This window comes from Actinoplanes oblitus, from assembly GCF_030252345.1.
Classification (GTDB): domain Bacteria; phylum Actinomycetota; class Actinomycetes; order Mycobacteriales; family Micromonosporaceae; genus Actinoplanes; species Actinoplanes oblitus.
Genome location: NZ_CP126980.1, coordinates 5,332,901 through 5,349,968 on the forward strand (window position 1 = coordinate 5,332,901; position 17,068 = coordinate 5,349,968).

The window sequence follows — 17,068 nt, forward strand, 5'->3', positions numbered from 1 at the left end:
CCGTCGGCGACGCGGCACGGTCTCGAGCTTCCCTCGGGCGGCCCTACCCGGCAGGATGGGACCCGTGGCCCTGGCCGGTGGGGCAGCGCCGGCGCGACGCTGAAGGTTGGCGTCCGGACGCGAAGGCCGTGATGACGATGACGAGTATGCCGATCATCAGCGATCCCGACGGCGCCGACGCGCTGGCCTCCGATGGTGGCATCGTCACCATCCGGCCGGTCCGGCCGGGCGACCGGGGAGCGCTGGCCGGGCTCTATGCCGGGGCGTCACGGGAGAACCTGTTGCTGCGGTTCTTCATCGTGCCGGGCCGGCTGACGATCGCCGCCGAGCTGGATTCGCTGTGCCGGCCGGAGACCCGGGACCGGCTCACCGTCGTCGCCTGGCAGGCCACCGAACTGATCGGGGTCGCCTCCTGCGTCCGCCTCGACGCCGGCAGCCGGATGGCCGAGATCGCCGCGTTCGTCGCCGACGAACACCACGGACGCGGCATCGGCACCCTGCTGCTGGAACACCTGGCCGCCCGGGCGAAGCGGGTCGGCATCACCGACTTCGTCGGGGAGATGCTGCCCGGCAACATCGGTGTGCTGCGGATGGTCCATGATTTCCACGAGCACACGCACACCCAGACCCGCGCCGGGTATGTCGACCTGAACATCGATCTCACCGACCAGTTCGCCTTCGAGCGGGCCGTCGACGCCCGGGACCGGCTCGCCGAGCGGGCTTCGCTGCGCCCGCTGCTCGCGCCCCGCTCGGTGGTGGTGATCGGCGCCGGGCAGCGGCACGGCACCGCCGGACACGAGACGCTGCGGGCGCTGCGCGACTACGGTTTCGCCGGCCGGCTGTACGCGATCAATCCAGCCGGCCGTCCGGTCTGCGGACTCCCGGCCCATCGCCACGTCGGTGACCTGCCGGAAGCCGTCGATCTGGCGGTCATCACGGTGCGTGCCGAGCTGGTGCCCGGCGCGCTCAAGGAGGCGGGTCAGCGAGGGGTGCGGGCGGCGGTCGTGCTCAGCAAGGGGTTCGGCACGTCCGGGCCGGTCGGCCGGCAGCGGCGCGCCGACATGCTGCGGATCGCCAGGGAGCACGGCATACGACTGGTCGGTCCGAGCAGCATCGGGGTGCTCGGCACCGGTGCGCAGCTGCGGCTCAACGCCTGCCTGTCCCCCATCCGGCCGCCGGCCGGCGGTCTGGCGGTCGCCACCCAGTCCGGGACGGTGGGCATCGCGCTGCTGGCGAACGCCGCCCGCAGCGGATGCGGCATCTCCAGCTTCGTGTCGCTGGGCGAGAAGCTCGACGTCAGCGGCAACGATCTGATCGCGTACTGGTACGACGATCCGGACACCCAGGCGGTCGCGCTCTACCTGGAGTCCTTCGGCAATCCGCGCCGGTTCGCCCGCACCGTCCGGGCACTCGGCCGCCGTAAGCCGGTGCTGGCGTTGGAGACCGGGCGATCGCTCGCCGCCCGGCACACCGAGGCCGCCACCCCGGAGTTGATGGACGCCCTGTTCACCCAGGCGGGCGTCATCCGGGTCACCGGCATCGACGAGATGCTGGACACCGCGCGGATGCTGATCGGCCAGCCGCAGCCGGCCGGGACCCGGCTGGCGATCGTCGGCAACGGCGGTGGGCTGACCGCGCTGGCCGCCGACCACGCCGTGGCGGGCGGCTTCACGCTGGTGCCGCTCAGCCGCGACACCCGCCGTCAGCTTCCCCGCGGTCGCGACAACCCGGTGGATCTCGGCATCGAGGCCACCCCGGCGACAATCGCGGCGGCCGCCGAGACCATCGCGAACAGCGGCGAGGCCGACATCCTGCTGCTCATGATCGTCGGTACCCGGGCCAACTGTTCGGTGGGGACGATGGCCGCCCTCGCCGAGGTGGTCGACAATCATCCCGACATCACCATCGCGGCCGTGTTGACCGGCAGCAACGACGACATCCAGCGGTTCGGGGCGCGGGGCGCGCCGGTCTTCGCGCAGCCGGAGCCGGCGATCCGGGCCCTCGCGCATGCCCAGCGGTACGCGCGGTGGCAACGGCAGCCACTGGGCCGGCACCCCGACCTGCCCGGCATCCAGCGGGCGCGGGCACGGACCCTGATCGCACAGGCGCTGGCGACCGGGCCGGGCTGGCTGCCGCGGATCCGGGTCGCGGCGCTGCTCCGGGCGTACGGGATCTCGCTCGTGCCGGCGTCCGCGGCCCGGACCGGAGTCGACGCGGTCGCCGTGGCCGAGCGTCTCGGCTTTCCGGTGGTGTTGCGCTCCGCTCACCCGGCACCGGATCGGGTGACAACGGTCCGGCGCGACCTGTCCAGCGCGGCCGCGGTCCGGGACGCCTTCGACGCGGTGATCGGGAACTGCCCGGGGCCGACCGGCGTGCTGCTCCAGCGGCAACTCGCGGCGCCGGTCGAACTGGCCGCCGGCATCCGGCATGATCCGCTGTTCGGTTCCCTGGTACGGCTCGGGCTGCACGACGGCTGGACCGGGCACACCGCGCGCCTGGTGCCGCTCACCGATCTCGACGCCGGCCGGATGTGGCGGGATCTGCCAGCCGCGGCGTCGTCCGGCCCGCGCCGGCTGGCGCAGCTGCTCGACACGTCCGTCTTGGAGGATCTGCTGCTGCGGCTGGGCCGCCTGGCCGAGGACCATCCGGAGATCGCCGAGCTGGACCTCGCGCCGATCTTCGCCGGGCCGGACGGGGTGCTGGTCGCCGACGCGCGGATCCGGCTCGCCGCGGTCGGCGCCGAACCGGACGCCACCCTGCGCCGGCTCTCCCCGGTCGCCCTGCCGGCCGCTCCGGCCCGGCCGGAACGCGGGACGTTGGACTCTGTCCGCGGCACCCGGGCGGCCTCCTAGGCTGAGAGGGTCTCAGCGGAGGTGACCCGATGTCCGTGATCCGCGCAGAGGACCTGCACGATCTCGCTTGCCTGCACGATCCCACCGGTGTGCTCTCGGTGTACGTCACCGTCGGTCCGCACGGGGAGACGGCCGTTCCGGCGCCCTGGCAGGTGGGCGTCCCGCATCTGCTGGCCGAGCTGGGCCGGCGGGCTCCGGCCACCCTGCGGCACCGGCTCGACCTGCTCGAACCGGAGCTCAAGACGCTGCTGGACATCACGACGGTGGGCCGTGGCCGGGCGCTGTTCGCCACCGTGGACGGCGGGGACATACGCCTGATGCGGGTGCAGTCGGCGCTGACGGACACCGTCCGGTTCGGCGAGTCGGCGTACTTGGGTCCACTCGCCGCCGCGTACAGCCAGGCGTCGCCGGCCGGGATCGTCGCCGTGAGCGGGCACGGCGTACGGGTGGTGGATTACCGGCTCGGGCAAGCCGAACAGGTGGGGGCCGCGGACTACCGGCCGGGCACCCCGCCGCGGGCGTCGAACCGGCGTGGTGGCGCCCAGCGCGACCGGCAGGACCGGCGTTGGACGGTCCACCTGGAGCGCTTCCTCACCGCCAGCGGTTCCGGGCTCGCCCGGCTCGGCGCCCGCCCGGACTGGGAGCATCTGCTGGTGACCGGCGACACCGATCTGGTCGCGGCGTTCGTCGCGCGACTGCCTCACCTGCCGCACACCGAAGTGCTCACCGCCCACCACGTGGTCGCCGCCGGGCTGCCGGTGCCCCGGATCGCCGCCCTCGTGGCGACCGAACTCCGAGTGGCCCGGGAGGACACGCACGTGCGACTGGCCGTGACGGCTCGCGACACCGCACACGCCGGTGGCGCGGCGACTGCCGGGCCCGGCGATACCGCGCGGGCCGCGGCGCAGGGCCGGATCCGGCGTCTGCTGCTGGACGGCTCCGCCCGGCACGGCACAGGAACCGACCTGGCCGAGCTGCTGATCGAGCGGACCTACCGCGCCGGCGGTGCCGTCACCCTCGTCGGCGGCACGGCCGCCCAGTCCCTGGCCGGCTGCGGGGGCGTCGCAGCCCTGCTGCATCCCTGATCTGGCGCCGTTCGCGCCGCACGCCGGGCCGCGGCCCGGCGTGCGGCGCGAACGGCGGTTCACGAATGCTGATCGGAGACCGCGTCGGCGTAGAGGAAGTCCTTGACGTTCAGCCGCCGCCACACCCAGCGCCGGGCGGGCCGCACCCGCGGCAGTGCCTGGTCGGGACCGATCACCTGGAAGCCGGTGAGGGTGGAACGCCGCCCGTGCAGGTCGATCGTGGCCCGGCCGGCCGCGCGCAGGTTGCGCTGCCAGTCCACCCCGCTGCCGTAGGGCATCGGGATCAGGAAGCCACCGGGCACCGGCTCGGCGACCACCGGGGTGGTGTAGGCCCGGCCCGAGTTGCGGCCGGTGTGGTGCAGCGCCGCGGCATACCAGTGCCGCCGGCCCGCCATCGTCCGCATCACCGGATTCAGTACGCGTTTGGTGAACTGCCGCACCGCCTCGTGGTGGTGGGTGTCCTTACTGGTCGGCACGGCCCCTCCCGAGTCAGAGCTTGTAGCCGAGTTCCCGCAGCAGCGTGTGCCGCTCGGCGGCGTCGGCGTCACTTTCGATCCCCAGGGGCGTGCCGCCGTCCAGCACTGCCGCGACGCCACGCGCACCCTGGACGGTTGCCACGACGACCCCGATCGGGTTGGCGGTGGCACACCAGATGCCGCACACCTCCGGCACGGCCTTGACGGCGTTGAGCACGCTGACCGGGTACCCGCCACGCAACATGACGACGAAACTGTGGCCGGCCCCGATCTGCTCGGCGGCCCGGCAGGCGCTGGCCTGCAGCTCCTGGTCGTTGCCGCTGTGCCGGATCAGGCGGGCACCGGACGCCTCGCAGAACGCGATGCCGAACCGCAGGTGCGGCCCGGTCCCGGCGATCACTTCGAAGAGGTCTTCGACGGTCTTGACGAAATGCGCCTGGCCGAGGATGACATTGGCGTCCGCGGGCTTGTGCAGGTTGACGAAGTCGAAATCGATACCCATGGCATCTCACCCCTCTCCAGTCTCGGGTCGGGCAGGAACCCCCCGTAGGGCCGGAGGTCCCTACCGGCGCACCCCCTTCGCACATGCCCCGGGGGGGTATCAGGAGGTGGTGACGGTGCGTCGGCTACTCGTCCTGGGCGCGGGACCGCGGGCACCATGGTGGTCAACAAACTGCGCCGCGACCATTGGCGGATCACCGTCGTCGAGGCCGGGGACCGGCACTTCTACCAGCCGGGCTTCCTTTTCGTACCGTTCCGGACCTACACCCCGAAGCTGGTGTCGAAGCCCACCGAGCGGCTGATCGCCGACGGCGTCGAGCCGCGATCGACTTCCTGCGCCGTGACTACGCGGCGCAGGGCGAGACCGCGACACTGCGCCGGGTCTCGATCGCCGGCGGCATACCGGTCAAGGAGCTGTTCGCGCTCTTCCTCACGAAGCCGGCGAAGAAGATGGCCTACATCGGCGGCCTGCCCAAGCCACACGGCTGCGTCTGACAGGAGGTCACACCATGACCAGCGACGCCGCGCCGGCCCTCGTCCCGGACTTCGGCGACGAGCGGAGCACCGGCCGCAAACTCGCCATCATCTGCTCCAAGGGCGACCTCGACATGGCCTACCCCGCCCTGGTGCTGGCCAATGCCGCCCTCGGCGAGGGCGTGGAGACACACCTCTTCTTCACCTTCTGGGGCTTCGACATGATCACCAAGACGCGGATGGCGGACCTCAAGTTCACCATGCTCGGCAACACCGCCACCCACCTTCCCCAGGGCCTGGGCGGGCTACCCGGGATGACCGCGCTGGCCACCCATCGCATGCAGGACCAGATCGCTGCCATCGGCGTGCCCGAGGTGCCGGAATTCCTCGACCAGATCGTCGACTCCGGCGGCCACCTGTGGGCCTGCCGGATGTCCGCCGGCATGATGCGGCTGACCCGCGACGACCTCTACGACGGCGTCGAGGACGTCATCAACGCGTCCGACTTCATCGAGAAGACCGCCGGCGCCCAGCTGCTGTTCATCTGACGCCCGCCGGCGACGGGACGTTCGGCCCTGGCCGCCGCCCCGGCGCGAGACACAGGTTGGGTGGGTGATGACGGCGCGATGAGTAAGGAGACGGCGATGACCACCATGAAGGACGCCGCGTCGGAGTTCCTCGCCAAGAAGCGGATCGCGGTCACCGGAGTGTCCCGCAACCCGCAGGGGCACGGCAGCAACGCCGTGTACAAGCGGCTGCGGGACCGCGGCTACCAGGTGTACGCGATCAACCCGAACGCCGACCGGGTGGAGGGCGATCGCTGCTACCCCGACCTCTCCTCGGTCCCGGACGATGTCGAGGCGGTCGTGATCGGGACCAGGCCGGAACTCGCCGACGCCACCGTGCGGGAGTGCGTCGAACTGGGCATCCGGCACGTGTGGATGCACCGTGGCCCGGGCGCCGGCAGCGTGTCCGCGCCGGCGACCGAATACGGCCGGCAGCACGGCGTGTCGGTCATCGACGGCGGCTGCCCCTGCATGTTCGAGCCGACCGCCGACATCGGGCACAAGATCGCTCGCCTGGTGTTGTCGGCCACCGGCAACGTGCCCCGCACCGTCAAGAACCCCTGAGGCGGCGCGGGGCCCGGACGACCCTCAACCGCAGTGACGAAGGTCGATGACCCTACGGTCTTTCGGGCCTGTCGGTGACCGGGACGCCACTGCGACGCTTGGCGTAGGAACGACCTCGGGAAGCACCGTGTCCAGACCCAGCACCACGGCACATCTCAGCCTCACCAGAACCCTCGTCCTGCCGGCCCGGGTTCCCCGCCTCGTGCCCATCCACAAGGCGCACAGCGGCAGCGGTGAGAGCCTGGTGCTGCTCGCCCTCGACGGGCTCGCCGTCACCGCCGTGGTGTGGGCCGCCCAGGCGCCCTGGCCGGTGGCCTTCCTGCCCGCCGCCCTCGCGGCTGCCGGTCTCTACCGCACCCGCCTGCACTTCTCGGTGCTCGACGACCTGCCCCGGCTGGTCCTGGCCATCGTGCTGACCGCGGCCTCGATCCACCTGATCGGCCCGTCGCCGGGCCCGGACCTGGCCGTGCTCGGTGTCCTGCTCGGGGCGGTTCTGCTCGCCCGGGCCACCGGGTACGCCCTGCTGCACGCGCACCGCCGCAGTTCCCCGGGCCGGGCCGCGATCGTGGTCGGCAGCGGCGAGCTGGCCGTCCGGGTCGCCGGCGCGCTGCGCCGGGACCGCTCGTGCGGGCTGACCCCGGTCGGTTTCGTCGGGCCGCGCACCCTCGCCCAGCACGACATGCCGGTGCTCGCTCCGGTGGAGGAGCTGGAGAAGGCCGTCCTGCGGTACCAGCCGCTGCACCTGATCGTGGCCTACCCGGCCGTGCCGGACAGCGAACTGGTCGCCCGGCTGCGCCGCTGCCGCCGGCTCGGGGTGACCGTCCACGTGGTGCCGCGACTGCACGAGCTGGCGGTCGGCAGCAGTGGCGCGGACGTGGTCCGTGGTATTCCGCTGACCCGGCTGCGCCCGGAACCGATGCAGCTGCGCCGGTGGGGGTTCAAGCGGCTGATCGACGTGGTCGGTGCGGTCGTCGCGCTGGTGCTGCTCGCACCGGTGTTGCTGCTCTGCGCGCTGGCGGTGAAGCTGGAGTCCGGGCGGCACGCCGTGCTGTTCCGCCAGGAACGGGTGACCCGCGACGGCGAGCCGTTCACCATCCTCAAGTTCCGTTCGCTCACGCCGGGCGACGAGACCGAGTCCCGCCGACGCTGGAACATCGACACCGACGCGCGGGTCGGCCCGGTCGGCCGCCTGCTGCGCAACTCGTCACTGGATGAACTGCCGCAGCTGGTGAACGTGCTGACCGGCAGCATGTCGCTGGTCGGCCCGCGACCCGAGCGCCCGTACTTCGCGAACCGCTTCGGGCACGTCTACAACGGCTACCCGGACCGGCACCGGGTGCCCGCCGGGATCACCGGCTGGGCGCAGATCCACGGCTTGCGCGGCGACACCTCGATCACCGACCGGCTGCGCTTCGACAACTACTACATCGAGCACTGGTCCCTCGGCCTCGACCTGAAGATCATGCTGCGGACCCTCGGCAGCATGCTGCACCGGCCGCGGGGGTGAGCCATGCGCACCGGTCAGCGGCACCTGCGGCCGAGCCTGCTGATCGCCGGCACGGTGCTGCTGGCATGCCTGCCGGGCGCCACCGGTGACCCGGCCACCTCCCGGCTGAGCCCGGCCGACGTCGCCGCCGGTCTGCTCGTCGCGGTGATCGCGGTGCGGCTGCTCGCCGGCCTGCGCACCGGCGTCCGGTGGGGGTGGCTGCCGTTCGGCGTCGCGCTGGCGTCGTTCGCGCTGGCGACCGTGACCGCCTCGGACGTGTCCACCAGCGTGTTCGGCTTCATCCGTTACGCCGAGATCTTCGTGCTCGTGCCGGTGGCGGTGGCACTGTCCGTACGGGATCGCTACGACCTGCGGGTGGTCGCGGGCGCCTTCGTCACGATCGCGGCCGCCGAGGGCGCCGTCGGCGTCCACCAGTACCTGACCGGGACCGGCGCCTCGTACGCCGGCGAATACGTCCGGGCGATCGGCACGTTCGGACCCGAGGCGATCATGGCGCTCGCCACTCTGCTGGGTTACGGCATCGTCGTCGCCCTGGCCCTCGGTCTTGCGGCGCACGGGCCGGCCCGGCCGCTGCTGATCGTTCTCGCCGGCCTGTTGCTCGTCCCGCTCGCGCTCACGCTCAGCCGCGGCGCCTGGATCGCGACCGCGGTCGCCGTGCTCGCGGTGCTGGCCGTGGCGAACTGGCGGGTGGCCGCCGGCGTCGCCGGTGCCGGGGCGCTGTTACTGGTCACGCTGTCGCTGACGGCCGGGGGCAACGCCGCGAACGGCACGTTCGTGCAGCGCGTCACCAGCATCGCGACCTCCGCCAGCAGCCCCGACCAGTCCGTGCTGGACCGCTACGCGCTGTGGCGGACCGCGACCGCCATCTGGGCCGACCATCCGGTGCTCGGCGTCGGGATCAAGGACTTCGCCGGGTACCGCGACTCCTACGCCTCGGTGGCCCTGTCGGCCGGCAGCGACATCGGAGACCCGTCCAGCGGGATGGGTCGTGAGCCGCTGCAATCGGCTCACAACCAGTACCTGCAGGTCCTCAGTGAGCAGGGCACCATCGGACTGCTCGCGTTCGGCGGGCTGCTGGCGGCGCTCGCGGTGAGCTCGCTCCGCCGGGTCTCGCCCGGGCCCGAGAAGCATTTCCTGGACCTGGCAGCGCCCGGCATCATCGCCTGGACCCTGATCGACTTCGTCTACGGGGACCTGGGCGGGGGGCCGGCAGCGGTCCTGCTGGCGGTGCTGCTCGGCCTCGCCGCGCGCCGCGCCCTCATCGTCCCGGCCACCCGGCCGGTGGCGGTGGCGGCATGAACACCGCGACGTTGACCAGGGCGGCGGTCCTCACGGTCGGGATCTCGCTGACCGGTACCGCGCTGGGGCTGGGCCGGGATCTGCTGCTGGCCCGCTACTTCGGCGCCGGTGGCGGCACCGACGCGTTCCTGGTCGCGTGGACGGTGCCGGAGACGGCGTACGTCCTGGTGGTGGAGGGCGCGATGTCGCTGCTGATGATCCCGTTGTTCAGCGCCGCGCTGGCCCACGACGGCGACGCCCGTACGGTGGTGGCCACCACCCTCCCCCGGATCACGTTCGTGCTGGTCACCGTGTGCGCGATGGCGCTGGCCGCCGCGCCGCTGCTGGTCCGTGTGCTCGCGCCCGGCCTGGCCACTCACGACGTGGCCGTCACCTGCACCCGCTGGACCGCCCTCACCGTGCTGACCTTCGGCCTGGCCGGCTATCTGAGCGCCGCCCTGCGCGCACACCAGGTGTTCGGCGCCCCGGCCGCGCTGACGCTGGTCTACAACCTCGGGATCGTCGGCTCGATGGTGCTGCTGCACCACCGCGCCGGGGTGGTCGGCGCGGCCGCCGGGGTCGCCCTGGGCGGGCTGTTCATGGTCCTCGTCCAGGTGCCGTCGTATCTGCGGCGCGTCGGCCTGCCCCGGTTCTGGCGGCTCGGCGGGTCGGCGCTCACCGTCGGGGCGGTGCTGCCGGTGATCGCCTACACGCTGGCCCGGCAGGGACAGGTGTTCGTCGAACGCTTCGTCGGTTCCGGTCTGCCGCCCGGAACCATCTCGCATCTCAACTACGCGCAGAAGATCGACCAGATCCCGATGCTGATCGCGCTGCTGATCTGCGCGGTGACGTTCCCGGCGCTGGCCCGCGACGTCGCGGCCGGGGAGGTGGATCAGGCGCGCCGCCGAGTCGAGTCGGATCTGCGTACGGTCACCGCCCTGATCCTGGTCTCGGTCGCGTTCCTGATCGCCTACGCGCCACAGGTCATCGCCGTCCTGCTGCAACACGGCCAGTTCACCGCCGCGGACACCGCCGCGACCGCCACGGTCACCCGCGTCTACGCGCTGGGGGTGCTGGGGCACGCGTTCGTCGGCGTGCTCGCCCGGCCGTTCTACACCGGCGGGCAGCGCACCTGGTACCCGGTCGCCGCGATGGCGGCGGGGCTGGGCCTGACCGCCGTGCTCGCCGCCGCCGGGGCGCCGGCCCTCGGCGCGCCCGCGATCGCCGCCGCCAACGGCGTCGGTATCACCGTCACCGCCCTGCTGCTGCTGATCGGAGTGCACCGCCGGGTGCTGCCCATCTCGGTGCACGCGATCGCCGGGACGGCGGGCCGGCTCGTCCTGGCAGCGGCCGCCGCGTGCGCCGCCGGGCTGCTCGCCGCGCGGCTGACGACCGGGCTGCCGTCCCTGGTGCAGGCGCTCGCCGGCGGCCTCGTCGTGCTGGCCGTGTTCGCCGTCGCGGCGCGGCTGGCCGGATTCCACGAATGGAGGTTGCGCGATGCCGGCTGAGACGGCGCCGTTCGTGCTGATGTACCACTCGGTGCAGGCGTACCGGGCCGACCCGTACCGGGTGACCGTGCGGCCCGGCCGGTTCGAGGAACAGCTGCGCTGGCTGGACCGGCGTGGCCGGCGCGGCGTGTCGGTCCGCGACCTGCTGCGCGCCCGTCGTGCCGGGCGGGGCGCCGGGCTGGTCGGGCTGACGTTCGACGACGGGTACGCCGACTTCGCCACGCAGGCGCTGCCGGCCCTGTGCCGGCACGGCTTCACCGCGACCGTGTTCGTCGTCGCCGGCTCGCTCGGCGGGCGCAACGCCTGGGACGAACCCGGCCCCCGCAAGGAACTGCTGACCGCCGGACAGGTGCGGGAGATAGCCGCCGCCGGCATGGAGATCGGCTCCCACAACCTGTGCCACGTGCACCTGCCCCGGCTCGACCCCGCGCAACTGAACGAGCAGGTACGCCGCAGCCGTCAGATTCTCGCGGCCCTGACCGGCGAGCCGGTGATCGGATTCTGCTACCCGTACGGCGACGCCGGTCCCCGGGAGACGGCAGCGGTGGCCGCCGCCGGTTACGAGTACGCCTGCGCCGCCGGCCGCGACCTGCCCACCGGTTCGTTCACCCTGCCACGCACCTTCGTCGGTGACCACGACACCAGCCCGCGCCTGTACGCGAAGCTGATCCGCCACCGCCTGACCACCGGGTGGGTGCCGGTATGAGGGTGCTGCACGTGATCAGCGGGCTGGACGCCGGCGGCGCCGAGCATCAGCTGCGCCTGCTGCTGCCCCGCCTGCCGGTCGACGGTGAGGTCGTCACGCTGTCCCATCCGGGAGCGGTCGCCCGTGCGCTCCGCGCCGGCGGCACCCGGGTGCACGAGGTGGGCATGACCAGCAACCGGGACGTCACGGTCGTACCCCGGCTGGTCCGTCTGATCCGCGGCGGCGGCTTCGATCTCGTCCACACCCACCTGTACCGCGCGTGCGTGTACGGGCGGGTCGCGGCGCGGCTGGCCGGCGTGCCGGCCGTGGCCACCGAGCACTCGCTCGGCGACGGCGTGCTCGAGGGCCGCCGCACGTCGGCCGGTGTCCGCGCGCTCTACCTGGCCACCGAGCGCCTGGGCCGGATGACCATCGCGGTCTCCGCGGTGGTCGCCGCGCGGCTGGCGGCGTGGGGCGTTCCCGCCCGCCGGATCACCGTGATCCCGAACGGGATCGACCCGGCCGAGTTCCGCTTCGACCCCCACCTGCGCCGCACCACCCGGCGCCGCCTCGGCATCCGCCCGGACACCCCGGTCATCGGAGCGGTCGGGCGGCTCGTCCCCGGCAAGCGCTTCGACCTGCTGATCCCGGCCCTGGCCCGGGCGCCGGGGGCGACGTTGCTGCTCGTCGGGGCCGGCCCGGCGGGCACCGCGCTGGAGAAGCTGGCCGCGCGGTACGGCGTGGCCGACCGGTTCGTCGTCACCGGCGAAGTCGCCGAGCCTCACCAGCTGTACTGCGCGATGGATCTGTTCGCGTCCCCGTCGCCGCAGGAGACCTTCGGGCTGGCCGTCATCGAGGCGCTCGCCAGCGGCCTGCCCGCGATCTACGCGTGCTGCCCGGCGCTGGACGGCGTCTCGCCCGGCGACCGGTGGCGGCGGATCGCCGGACCCGAGGCGCTGAGTGGCGCGCTGGCCGCCGGACTCGCCGCGGTCCGCGAGCGCGCCGGCGCCCGGCTGCCGGTTCCGGACGTGGTCGGGCACTACGACATCGCGCGGCTGGCCGGCTCGGTCGCGGACCTCTACCGGCGCGTCGTGTCGCCGGTCCCGGAAGGGAGATCCTCGTGAACTCGTCATCGGTCCGGCGCCGGACGCTCCGGCGGATCGCCCTGATCGTGCTGCTCGCTTTGCTCGGCGGCGCGGCCGGGGCGGTGTACGCGGCGGTGAAGACGCCGACCTACACCGCGAAGGCCTACGTGGTGGCCACCGCCCGCGACGACCCGGCGACCGCACTGAACTTCGCCCAGGCGTACGGCCGGATCGCCACCAGCGGGCCGGTGCTCGCCACCGCCCGCAGCGCGTTGTCCGACCCGACCGGCCTGTCGTCGGTACGGTCGTCCACCTCGCCGGACGCTCCCGTCGTCGAGATCGTCGCCACCGGCGGCGACCCGCAGCACACCGCCGGCCTCGCCAACGCGGTGGCCGGCGCGCTCGCCGACTATGCGAACAAGCGCAGCAAGGCCACCACCGTGAAGCTGTCAGTGCTCGCCCCGGCGACCGTGCCGGCCCGGCCCACATCGCCGAAACCGCCGCTGGAACTGGCGGTCGGGGCCGCCGCCGGGCTGCTCATCGGCGGGCTGGCCGCGCTGGGCGGCGGCGCTCGCGGCGAGCCGCCGCCGCGACCCGAACCGGCACCCCGGCCGGCGCCCGAGCGCGTCGCCCGCGCAATGGCGCGTCCGCCGTCGCCGCGGACCGCCACCATCCCGGTGTTCGCCATGCCACCACCGGCACCGACATCGAACCTGGACGCGGAGCCGCCTGCCGTCGGACGCGCCGTCGTGGACGGATCGGAGGACGAGCGATGAGCACGCGGACCGGCACCGGATGGACCACCGAGACGGTCCGCGACGACGCCGCGTTCCGGGATCTGCGCGACGACTGGGACGAGCTGTACCGGCACTGCGCCACGGCTTCGGCCTTCCAGAGCCACGGATGGCTGACCGGCTGGTGGCAGGGATACGCCCGGCCGGGCCGTCTGCGGCTGACCGTGGTCCGCCGGCACGGCCGGCTGGTCGCCGCCGCCCCGCTGATGCTGGACCGCCGTGGCGCCTTCGGGGTGCTGGTGCCGCTGGGCGGCGCGCTCGCCGACCACACCGAGGTCCTGGTCGCCGACGACGTCGCCGGGCCCGCCGCGCGGGCCCTGGCGGCCGCGCTGCTCGCCGAGCCCGGCTGGCAGGCGGTCGACCTGCCCGAGTCGCGGCCCGGCGCGGTGACCGGCACGGCGTTCTGGGATGCCTGGCCGGGCCGCCGCTACCGGCTCGCCTCGTCGGTGTGCCAGGACCTGCCCGCGCTCCCGCTGACCGGCTTCCTCGCCCAGCTTCCCGGGAAGCAGCGCCGCACCGCCCGGCACGGGCTGGTCACGCTGAACCGATCCGGGCTGGTGCCGCACGAGGTCACGGCGGACGAGGCGGACCGGGCGGTGGCCGACCTGCTACGGCTGCACGAGCTGCAATGGCGCGGCCGGGGCATCGACCCCGAGCACGTCAGTCCGGCGTTCGCGGCGTACCTGTGCCGGGCGGTCACGGCGATGCTCGCCACCGGGCAGGCCGCCCTGGTCGAATACCGGGCCGGGGACCGGCTGATGGCCTCGCACCTGATGTTCGTGAGTCACGACTCGCTGGACGGTTACCTGTCCGGGGTGGACCCGGCGCTGCGCAAGGGCCTGGACGTGACCATGACGCTGCTGGCCGACGCGCTGCCGCGGGCGCACCGGCTCGGGCTGGCCAGGGTCGGGTTCCTGCGCGGCGAGGAGCCGTACAAGGACCGGTGGCGCCCGCGCCGGGTGCGCAACCAGCGGATCGTGCTGGTCCGGCCGGCGAGCGTGGCCGGGCTCGGCTACGCCGCCCGGGTGCGCGCCGGGCGCGCCGTCGTGGCCGCCGCGAAACGGCACGCGCCGTGGCTGCGCACGCTGCGCGATCGGCTCCGGCGATGACGATCACCGTGCTGCACGTGGCTCAGCCGACCGAGGCCGGCGTGGCCCGCTACGTCCTGGGCGCCTGCCAGGACCAGCACGCTCGTGGCTGGCTGGTCACGGCCGCCTGCCCGGACGGTGGGCGGCTCGCCGACGGCCTGGCCCGCGCGGGCATCCCCCGGCGGCATTGGGCCGCCACCCGCGGTCCCGGCTTCCGCTCGCTCACCGAGACCGTCCGGCTGCGCGAGCTGATCCGTTCGGTACGGCCGGACGTGCTGCACCTGCACGCGTCGAAGGCCGGGCTGGCCGGCCGGCTGTGGCCGGTCCCGCGGCTGCCGATCCTCTTCCAGCCGCACGGCTGGTCGTGGTTGGCCGTCGACGGTGCGCTGCGCCGGGCCTGCGTGGCGTGGGAGCGAGCCGCCGCCCGCCGCACCGCCCTGCTGATCTGTGTCGGCGAGGACGAGGCGGAGCAGGGCCGGCAGCGGGGCGTCCGTGGCCGGTACGCGATCATCCGCAACGGCGTGGACCTGACCGAGTTCCGGCTCGCCGGCGCCACCGAGCGGGCCGCCGCCCGGCGCAGGCTGGGAGTTCCCGCCGGGGTGCCGCTGGCGGTCTGCCCCGGCCGGCTGACCCGGCAGAAGGGGCAGGACGTACTGCTGACCGCCTGGCCGGCGGTCCGGCACGCCTGCCCGGACGCCCACCTGGCCCTGATCGGTGACGGCGAGCTCGCCGAGCCGCTACATGCCCGGGCGACGCCCGGCGTCACGTTCGCCGGCGCGGTCGACGACGTACGGGACTGGCTGGCCGCCGCCGACGTCGTCGCCCTGCCGTCGCGGTGGGAGGGGCTGTCACTGGCCCTGCTGGAGGCGATGGCCACCGGGCGCGGTGTGGTGGCCAGCGACGTGCCGGGCCTGCGTGAGGCGCTCGGCCCCGGGGCCGGGCAACTGGTGGCCGCCGGCGATCCGGTGCCGCTGGCACACGGCTTGATCACGCGGCTGCGCGATCCGGCGGCCCGAGCCGCCGAGGGCGCCGAAGCGGCCCGGCAGGCCACGCGGTTCGACCTGCGACGTACCTATCAGCAACTCGCGGCGCACACCGAGCAGGTGCTCCAGTGATCCGCCGGATGCTGGTCCTGCTGACCTGCGTGGTCCTGTCCGGCTGCGGCGCCGCGACTCCGGCGGAGACCATCCGGCCGCTCGGCGCGCCCGGCGGCTGGCGCCTGATATTCGGTGACGACTTCGACGGTACGGCCCTCGACCCGGCGCGCTGGGCCGATCGTTCCAGTGCGGAACCGGACGACGGCCGCGGCAACCCGGGCAACGAGCAGCTCGAATGGAACCAGGCCGCCAACTGCCGGGTCGGCGACGGCCGGCTGACCATGACCGCCCGTCGCGAACCGGTGACCTCGCCGCTCTCCGGGCAGCGCTACGCCTGGACGTCCTGCCTGATCACCAGCAGCCCGGCGGCCCATTTCCGGTACGGGTTCGTGGAGGAACGCGCGATCCTGCCGGCGCACCGCGGCTTCTGGCCGGCCTTCTGGACGTGGCAGGCGCCCGGCGTGGACCGACACGCCGAGACCGACGTGTACGAGTACTACTCGGACAACCCGCTGCGGCTTTACGGCACCCAGTTCTCCGGGGCGGGCGGTCGCTGCGAGTGGCGCCCGCCGTTCCACCCGGCCGGCGGCTGGCACACCTACGGCGCCGCGATCGAGCCCGACGGCACCACCTGGTACGTCGACGGCACGGCGATCTGCCACACCACGGCCACCTCGGACGCGCCGACGGCTCTCATCTCCAACCTGGCCGTCTACTCCCGCATCCCGCCCGAACCGGGCACCGGTGCCGCGGTCAAACAGGTCGACTACATCCGCGCGTGGGCGACGGCACCGAGCCGTCAGGGGTGATCGGGAGCCACGGCCGCCGCGTGCCGCCACAGGGCACCGGCGATCCAGGCGAGCCACCCGAACAGCAGCACGCCGTAGATCGCGTAGGCCCCGCCGAGCACCGGCCGCAGCACCTCCGCGATCACCCCGGTGGCGCCGGTCGCCACACCCAGCCACGCGACACCCGAAGCGAACGGCCCCCTGAGCATCAGCAGCGAGATCAGCAGGATGCCGAGCGTCTGCAGCACCCCGATCACGGCCGGCACGTCGTTGAGCGCGATCAGCAGTTCCGCGCCGGCGACGAACGGTGCCCGGTCCACGGCGGTGCTCACGTCCGCGTACCTGTCGGCGAGCAGCACCATGGCCAGCGAGCCGTCCCCGGTGGTCGGCCACGCGAGCGACACCGCCCAGGAGGTGACCGCGACGAGCCCGCCGGCGGCCGCGAGACCCCGGCTCCGGAAGCGCAGCGCCACCGCGAGGGCGAGGAAGACCACCATCAGGAACACGCTGGGGACCGTCCAGAGCAACTGCCTGACGATGTAGAGGGTCCGGTGCCGCTCGACGTACTCCAGGACGCTCGCAGCCCCCGACGTGGGTGGCGAGCTGGTGCTCGCGACGATGACCAGCGCCGTCACGTACGAGACGACCGCCAGTCCCGCCGAGACGGCTCCGGCGCGGTAGAGCGACCGGACTGCCGGATCGCCGTCCGGCGCCCGGCCG

16 protein-coding genes and 2 pseudogenes are annotated in these 17,068 nt (G+C 73.7%); 15 read left to right on the forward strand and 3 right to left on the reverse strand.

The window, feature by feature from the left end:
* Positions 1-146: 146 nt before the first annotated feature.
* Entirely contained in the window at positions 147-2,852 is a 2,706-nt protein-coding gene (locus tag Actob_RS24160) for a bifunctional acetate--CoA ligase family protein/GNAT family N-acetyltransferase (protein ID WP_284914081.1), read from the forward strand.
* Positions 2,853-2,881: 29 nt separating this feature from the next.
* Positions 2,882-3,937, forward strand: a complete 1,056-nt coding sequence (locus Actob_RS24165) for a baeRF10 domain-containing protein (protein ID WP_284914082.1) — start codon at positions 2,882-2,884, stop codon at positions 3,935-3,937.
* 59 nt (positions 3,938-3,996) lie between these two features.
* On the opposite strand, the gene Actob_RS24170 is transcribed toward Actob_RS24165, so the two are convergent.
* On the reverse strand, positions 3,997-4,413 hold the full coding sequence (locus tag Actob_RS24170; RefSeq protein ID WP_284914083.1) for a PNPOx family protein: 417 nt from the start codon (positions 4,411-4,413) through the stop codon (positions 3,997-3,999).
* 13 nt (positions 4,414-4,426) lie between these two features.
* Entirely contained in the window at positions 4,427-4,915 is a 489-nt protein-coding gene (locus tag Actob_RS24175) for an adenosine-specific kinase (RefSeq protein WP_284914084.1), read from the reverse strand.
* A gap of 115 nt (positions 4,916-5,030) precedes the next feature.
* Here Actob_RS24175 and Actob_RS43910 point away from each other — a divergent pair.
* The 13 genes and pseudogenes from Actob_RS43910 to Actob_RS24235 form a co-directional block, all read left to right on the forward strand.
* Positions 5,031-5,233: pseudogene (locus tag Actob_RS43910) on the forward strand (type III sulfide quinone reductase, selenoprotein subtype); the annotation flags it as partial.
* An 11-nt stretch (positions 5,234-5,244) separates the two neighbouring features.
* Positions 5,245-5,409 (forward strand): annotated as a pseudogene (locus Actob_RS43915) (TusE/DsrC/DsvC family sulfur relay protein); the annotation flags it as partial.
* 14 nt (positions 5,410-5,423) lie between these two features.
* Positions 5,424-5,936: a DsrE/DsrF/DrsH-like family protein gene (locus Actob_RS24185; RefSeq protein ID WP_284914086.1), complete on the forward strand. Its 513-nt coding sequence runs from the start codon at positions 5,424-5,426 to the stop codon at positions 5,934-5,936.
* Between the two features lie 96 nt (positions 5,937-6,032).
* Entirely contained in the window at positions 6,033-6,518 is a 486-nt protein-coding gene (locus tag Actob_RS24190) for a CoA-binding protein (protein WP_284914087.1), read from the forward strand.
* 127 nt (positions 6,519-6,645) lie between these two features.
* Entirely contained in the window at positions 6,646-8,025 is a 1,380-nt protein-coding gene (locus Actob_RS24195; protein ID WP_284914088.1) for an exopolysaccharide biosynthesis polyprenyl glycosylphosphotransferase, read from the forward strand.
* Positions 8,026-8,028: 3 nt separating this feature from the next.
* Complete coding sequence (locus tag Actob_RS24200; protein ID WP_284914089.1) at positions 8,029-9,324, forward strand: O-antigen ligase family protein; 1,296 nt, start codon at positions 8,029-8,031, stop codon at positions 9,322-9,324.
* Positions 9,321-10,811 (forward strand): lipid II flippase MurJ, encoded by a 1,491-nt coding sequence (locus Actob_RS24205; protein WP_284914090.1) that lies wholly within the window; start codon positions 9,321-9,323, stop codon positions 10,809-10,811. The genes Actob_RS24200 and Actob_RS24205 overlap by 4 nt, the downstream gene beginning before the upstream one ends.
* Positions 10,801-11,517: a polysaccharide deacetylase family protein gene (locus Actob_RS24210; protein WP_284914091.1), complete on the forward strand. Its 717-nt coding sequence runs from the start codon at positions 10,801-10,803 to the stop codon at positions 11,515-11,517. Before Actob_RS24205 ends, Actob_RS24210 begins: the two co-directional genes overlap by 11 nt.
* The gene (locus Actob_RS24215; protein ID WP_284914092.1) at positions 11,514-12,620 is read left to right on the forward strand and encodes a glycosyltransferase; all 1,107 of its coding nucleotides are present in this window, start codon (positions 11,514-11,516) and stop codon (positions 12,618-12,620) included. The genes Actob_RS24210 and Actob_RS24215 overlap by 4 nt, the downstream gene beginning before the upstream one ends.
* Positions 12,617-13,357: a Wzz/FepE/Etk N-terminal domain-containing protein gene (locus Actob_RS24220; protein ID WP_284914093.1), complete on the forward strand. Its 741-nt coding sequence runs from the start codon at positions 12,617-12,619 to the stop codon at positions 13,355-13,357. The genes Actob_RS24215 and Actob_RS24220 overlap by 4 nt, the downstream gene beginning before the upstream one ends.
* Positions 13,354-14,484, forward strand: coding sequence for a GNAT family N-acetyltransferase (locus Actob_RS24225; RefSeq protein ID WP_284914094.1), 1,131 nt, complete (start codon positions 13,354-13,356; stop codon positions 14,482-14,484). The genes Actob_RS24220 and Actob_RS24225 overlap by 4 nt, the downstream gene beginning before the upstream one ends.
* A complete protein-coding gene (locus tag Actob_RS24230) occupies positions 14,481-15,578 on the forward strand; it encodes a glycosyltransferase (RefSeq protein WP_284914095.1) in 1,098 nt (365 codons plus the stop codon). Before Actob_RS24225 ends, Actob_RS24230 begins: the two co-directional genes overlap by 4 nt.
* Complete coding sequence (locus Actob_RS24235) at positions 15,575-16,369, forward strand: glycoside hydrolase family 16 protein (RefSeq protein WP_284914096.1); 795 nt, start codon at positions 15,575-15,577, stop codon at positions 16,367-16,369. The genes Actob_RS24230 and Actob_RS24235 overlap by 4 nt, the downstream gene beginning before the upstream one ends.
* Here the strand turns inward: Actob_RS24235 and Actob_RS24240 are convergent.
* Complete coding sequence (locus tag Actob_RS24240; protein ID WP_284914097.1) at positions 16,360-16,983, reverse strand: hypothetical protein; 624 nt, start codon at positions 16,981-16,983, stop codon at positions 16,360-16,362. The two genes, Actob_RS24235 and Actob_RS24240, sit on opposite strands and share 10 nt — an antisense overlap.
* Positions 16,984-17,068: the final 85 nt, after the last annotated feature.

Excerpts from the sequence above, each read along its gene's own strand:
- Actob_RS24230 (WP_284914095.1), top strand. The coding sequence starts at position 14,481 with ATGACGATCACCGTGCTGCACGTGGCTCAGCCGACCGAGGCCGGCGTG.
- Actob_RS24200 (WP_284914089.1), top strand. The coding sequence starts at position 8,029 with ATGCGCACCGGTCAGCGGCACCTGCGGCCGAGCCTGCTGATCGCCGGC.
- Actob_RS24160 (WP_284914081.1), top strand. The coding sequence starts at position 147 with ATGCCGATCATCAGCGATCCCGACGGCGCCGACGCGCTGGCCTCCGAT.
- Actob_RS24205 (WP_284914090.1), top strand. The coding sequence starts at position 9,321 with ATGAACACCGCGACGTTGACCAGGGCGGCGGTCCTCACGGTCGGGATC.
- Actob_RS24175 (WP_284914084.1), bottom strand. The coding sequence starts at position 4,915 with ATGGGTATCGATTTCGACTTCGTCAACCTGCACAAGCCCGCGGACGCC.
- Actob_RS24225 (WP_284914094.1), top strand. The coding sequence starts at position 13,354 with ATGAGCACGCGGACCGGCACCGGATGGACCACCGAGACGGTCCGCGAC.
- Actob_RS24185 (WP_284914086.1), top strand. The coding sequence starts at position 5,424 with ATGACCAGCGACGCCGCGCCGGCCCTCGTCCCGGACTTCGGCGACGAG.
- Actob_RS24210 (WP_284914091.1), top strand. The coding sequence starts at position 10,801 with ATGCCGGCTGAGACGGCGCCGTTCGTGCTGATGTACCACTCGGTGCAG.
- Actob_RS24190 (WP_284914087.1), top strand. The coding sequence starts at position 6,033 with ATGACCACCATGAAGGACGCCGCGTCGGAGTTCCTCGCCAAGAAGCGG.
- Actob_RS24215 (WP_284914092.1), top strand. The coding sequence starts at position 11,514 with ATGAGGGTGCTGCACGTGATCAGCGGGCTGGACGCCGGCGGCGCCGAG.
- Actob_RS24165 (WP_284914082.1), top strand. The coding sequence starts at position 2,882 with ATGTCCGTGATCCGCGCAGAGGACCTGCACGATCTCGCTTGCCTGCAC.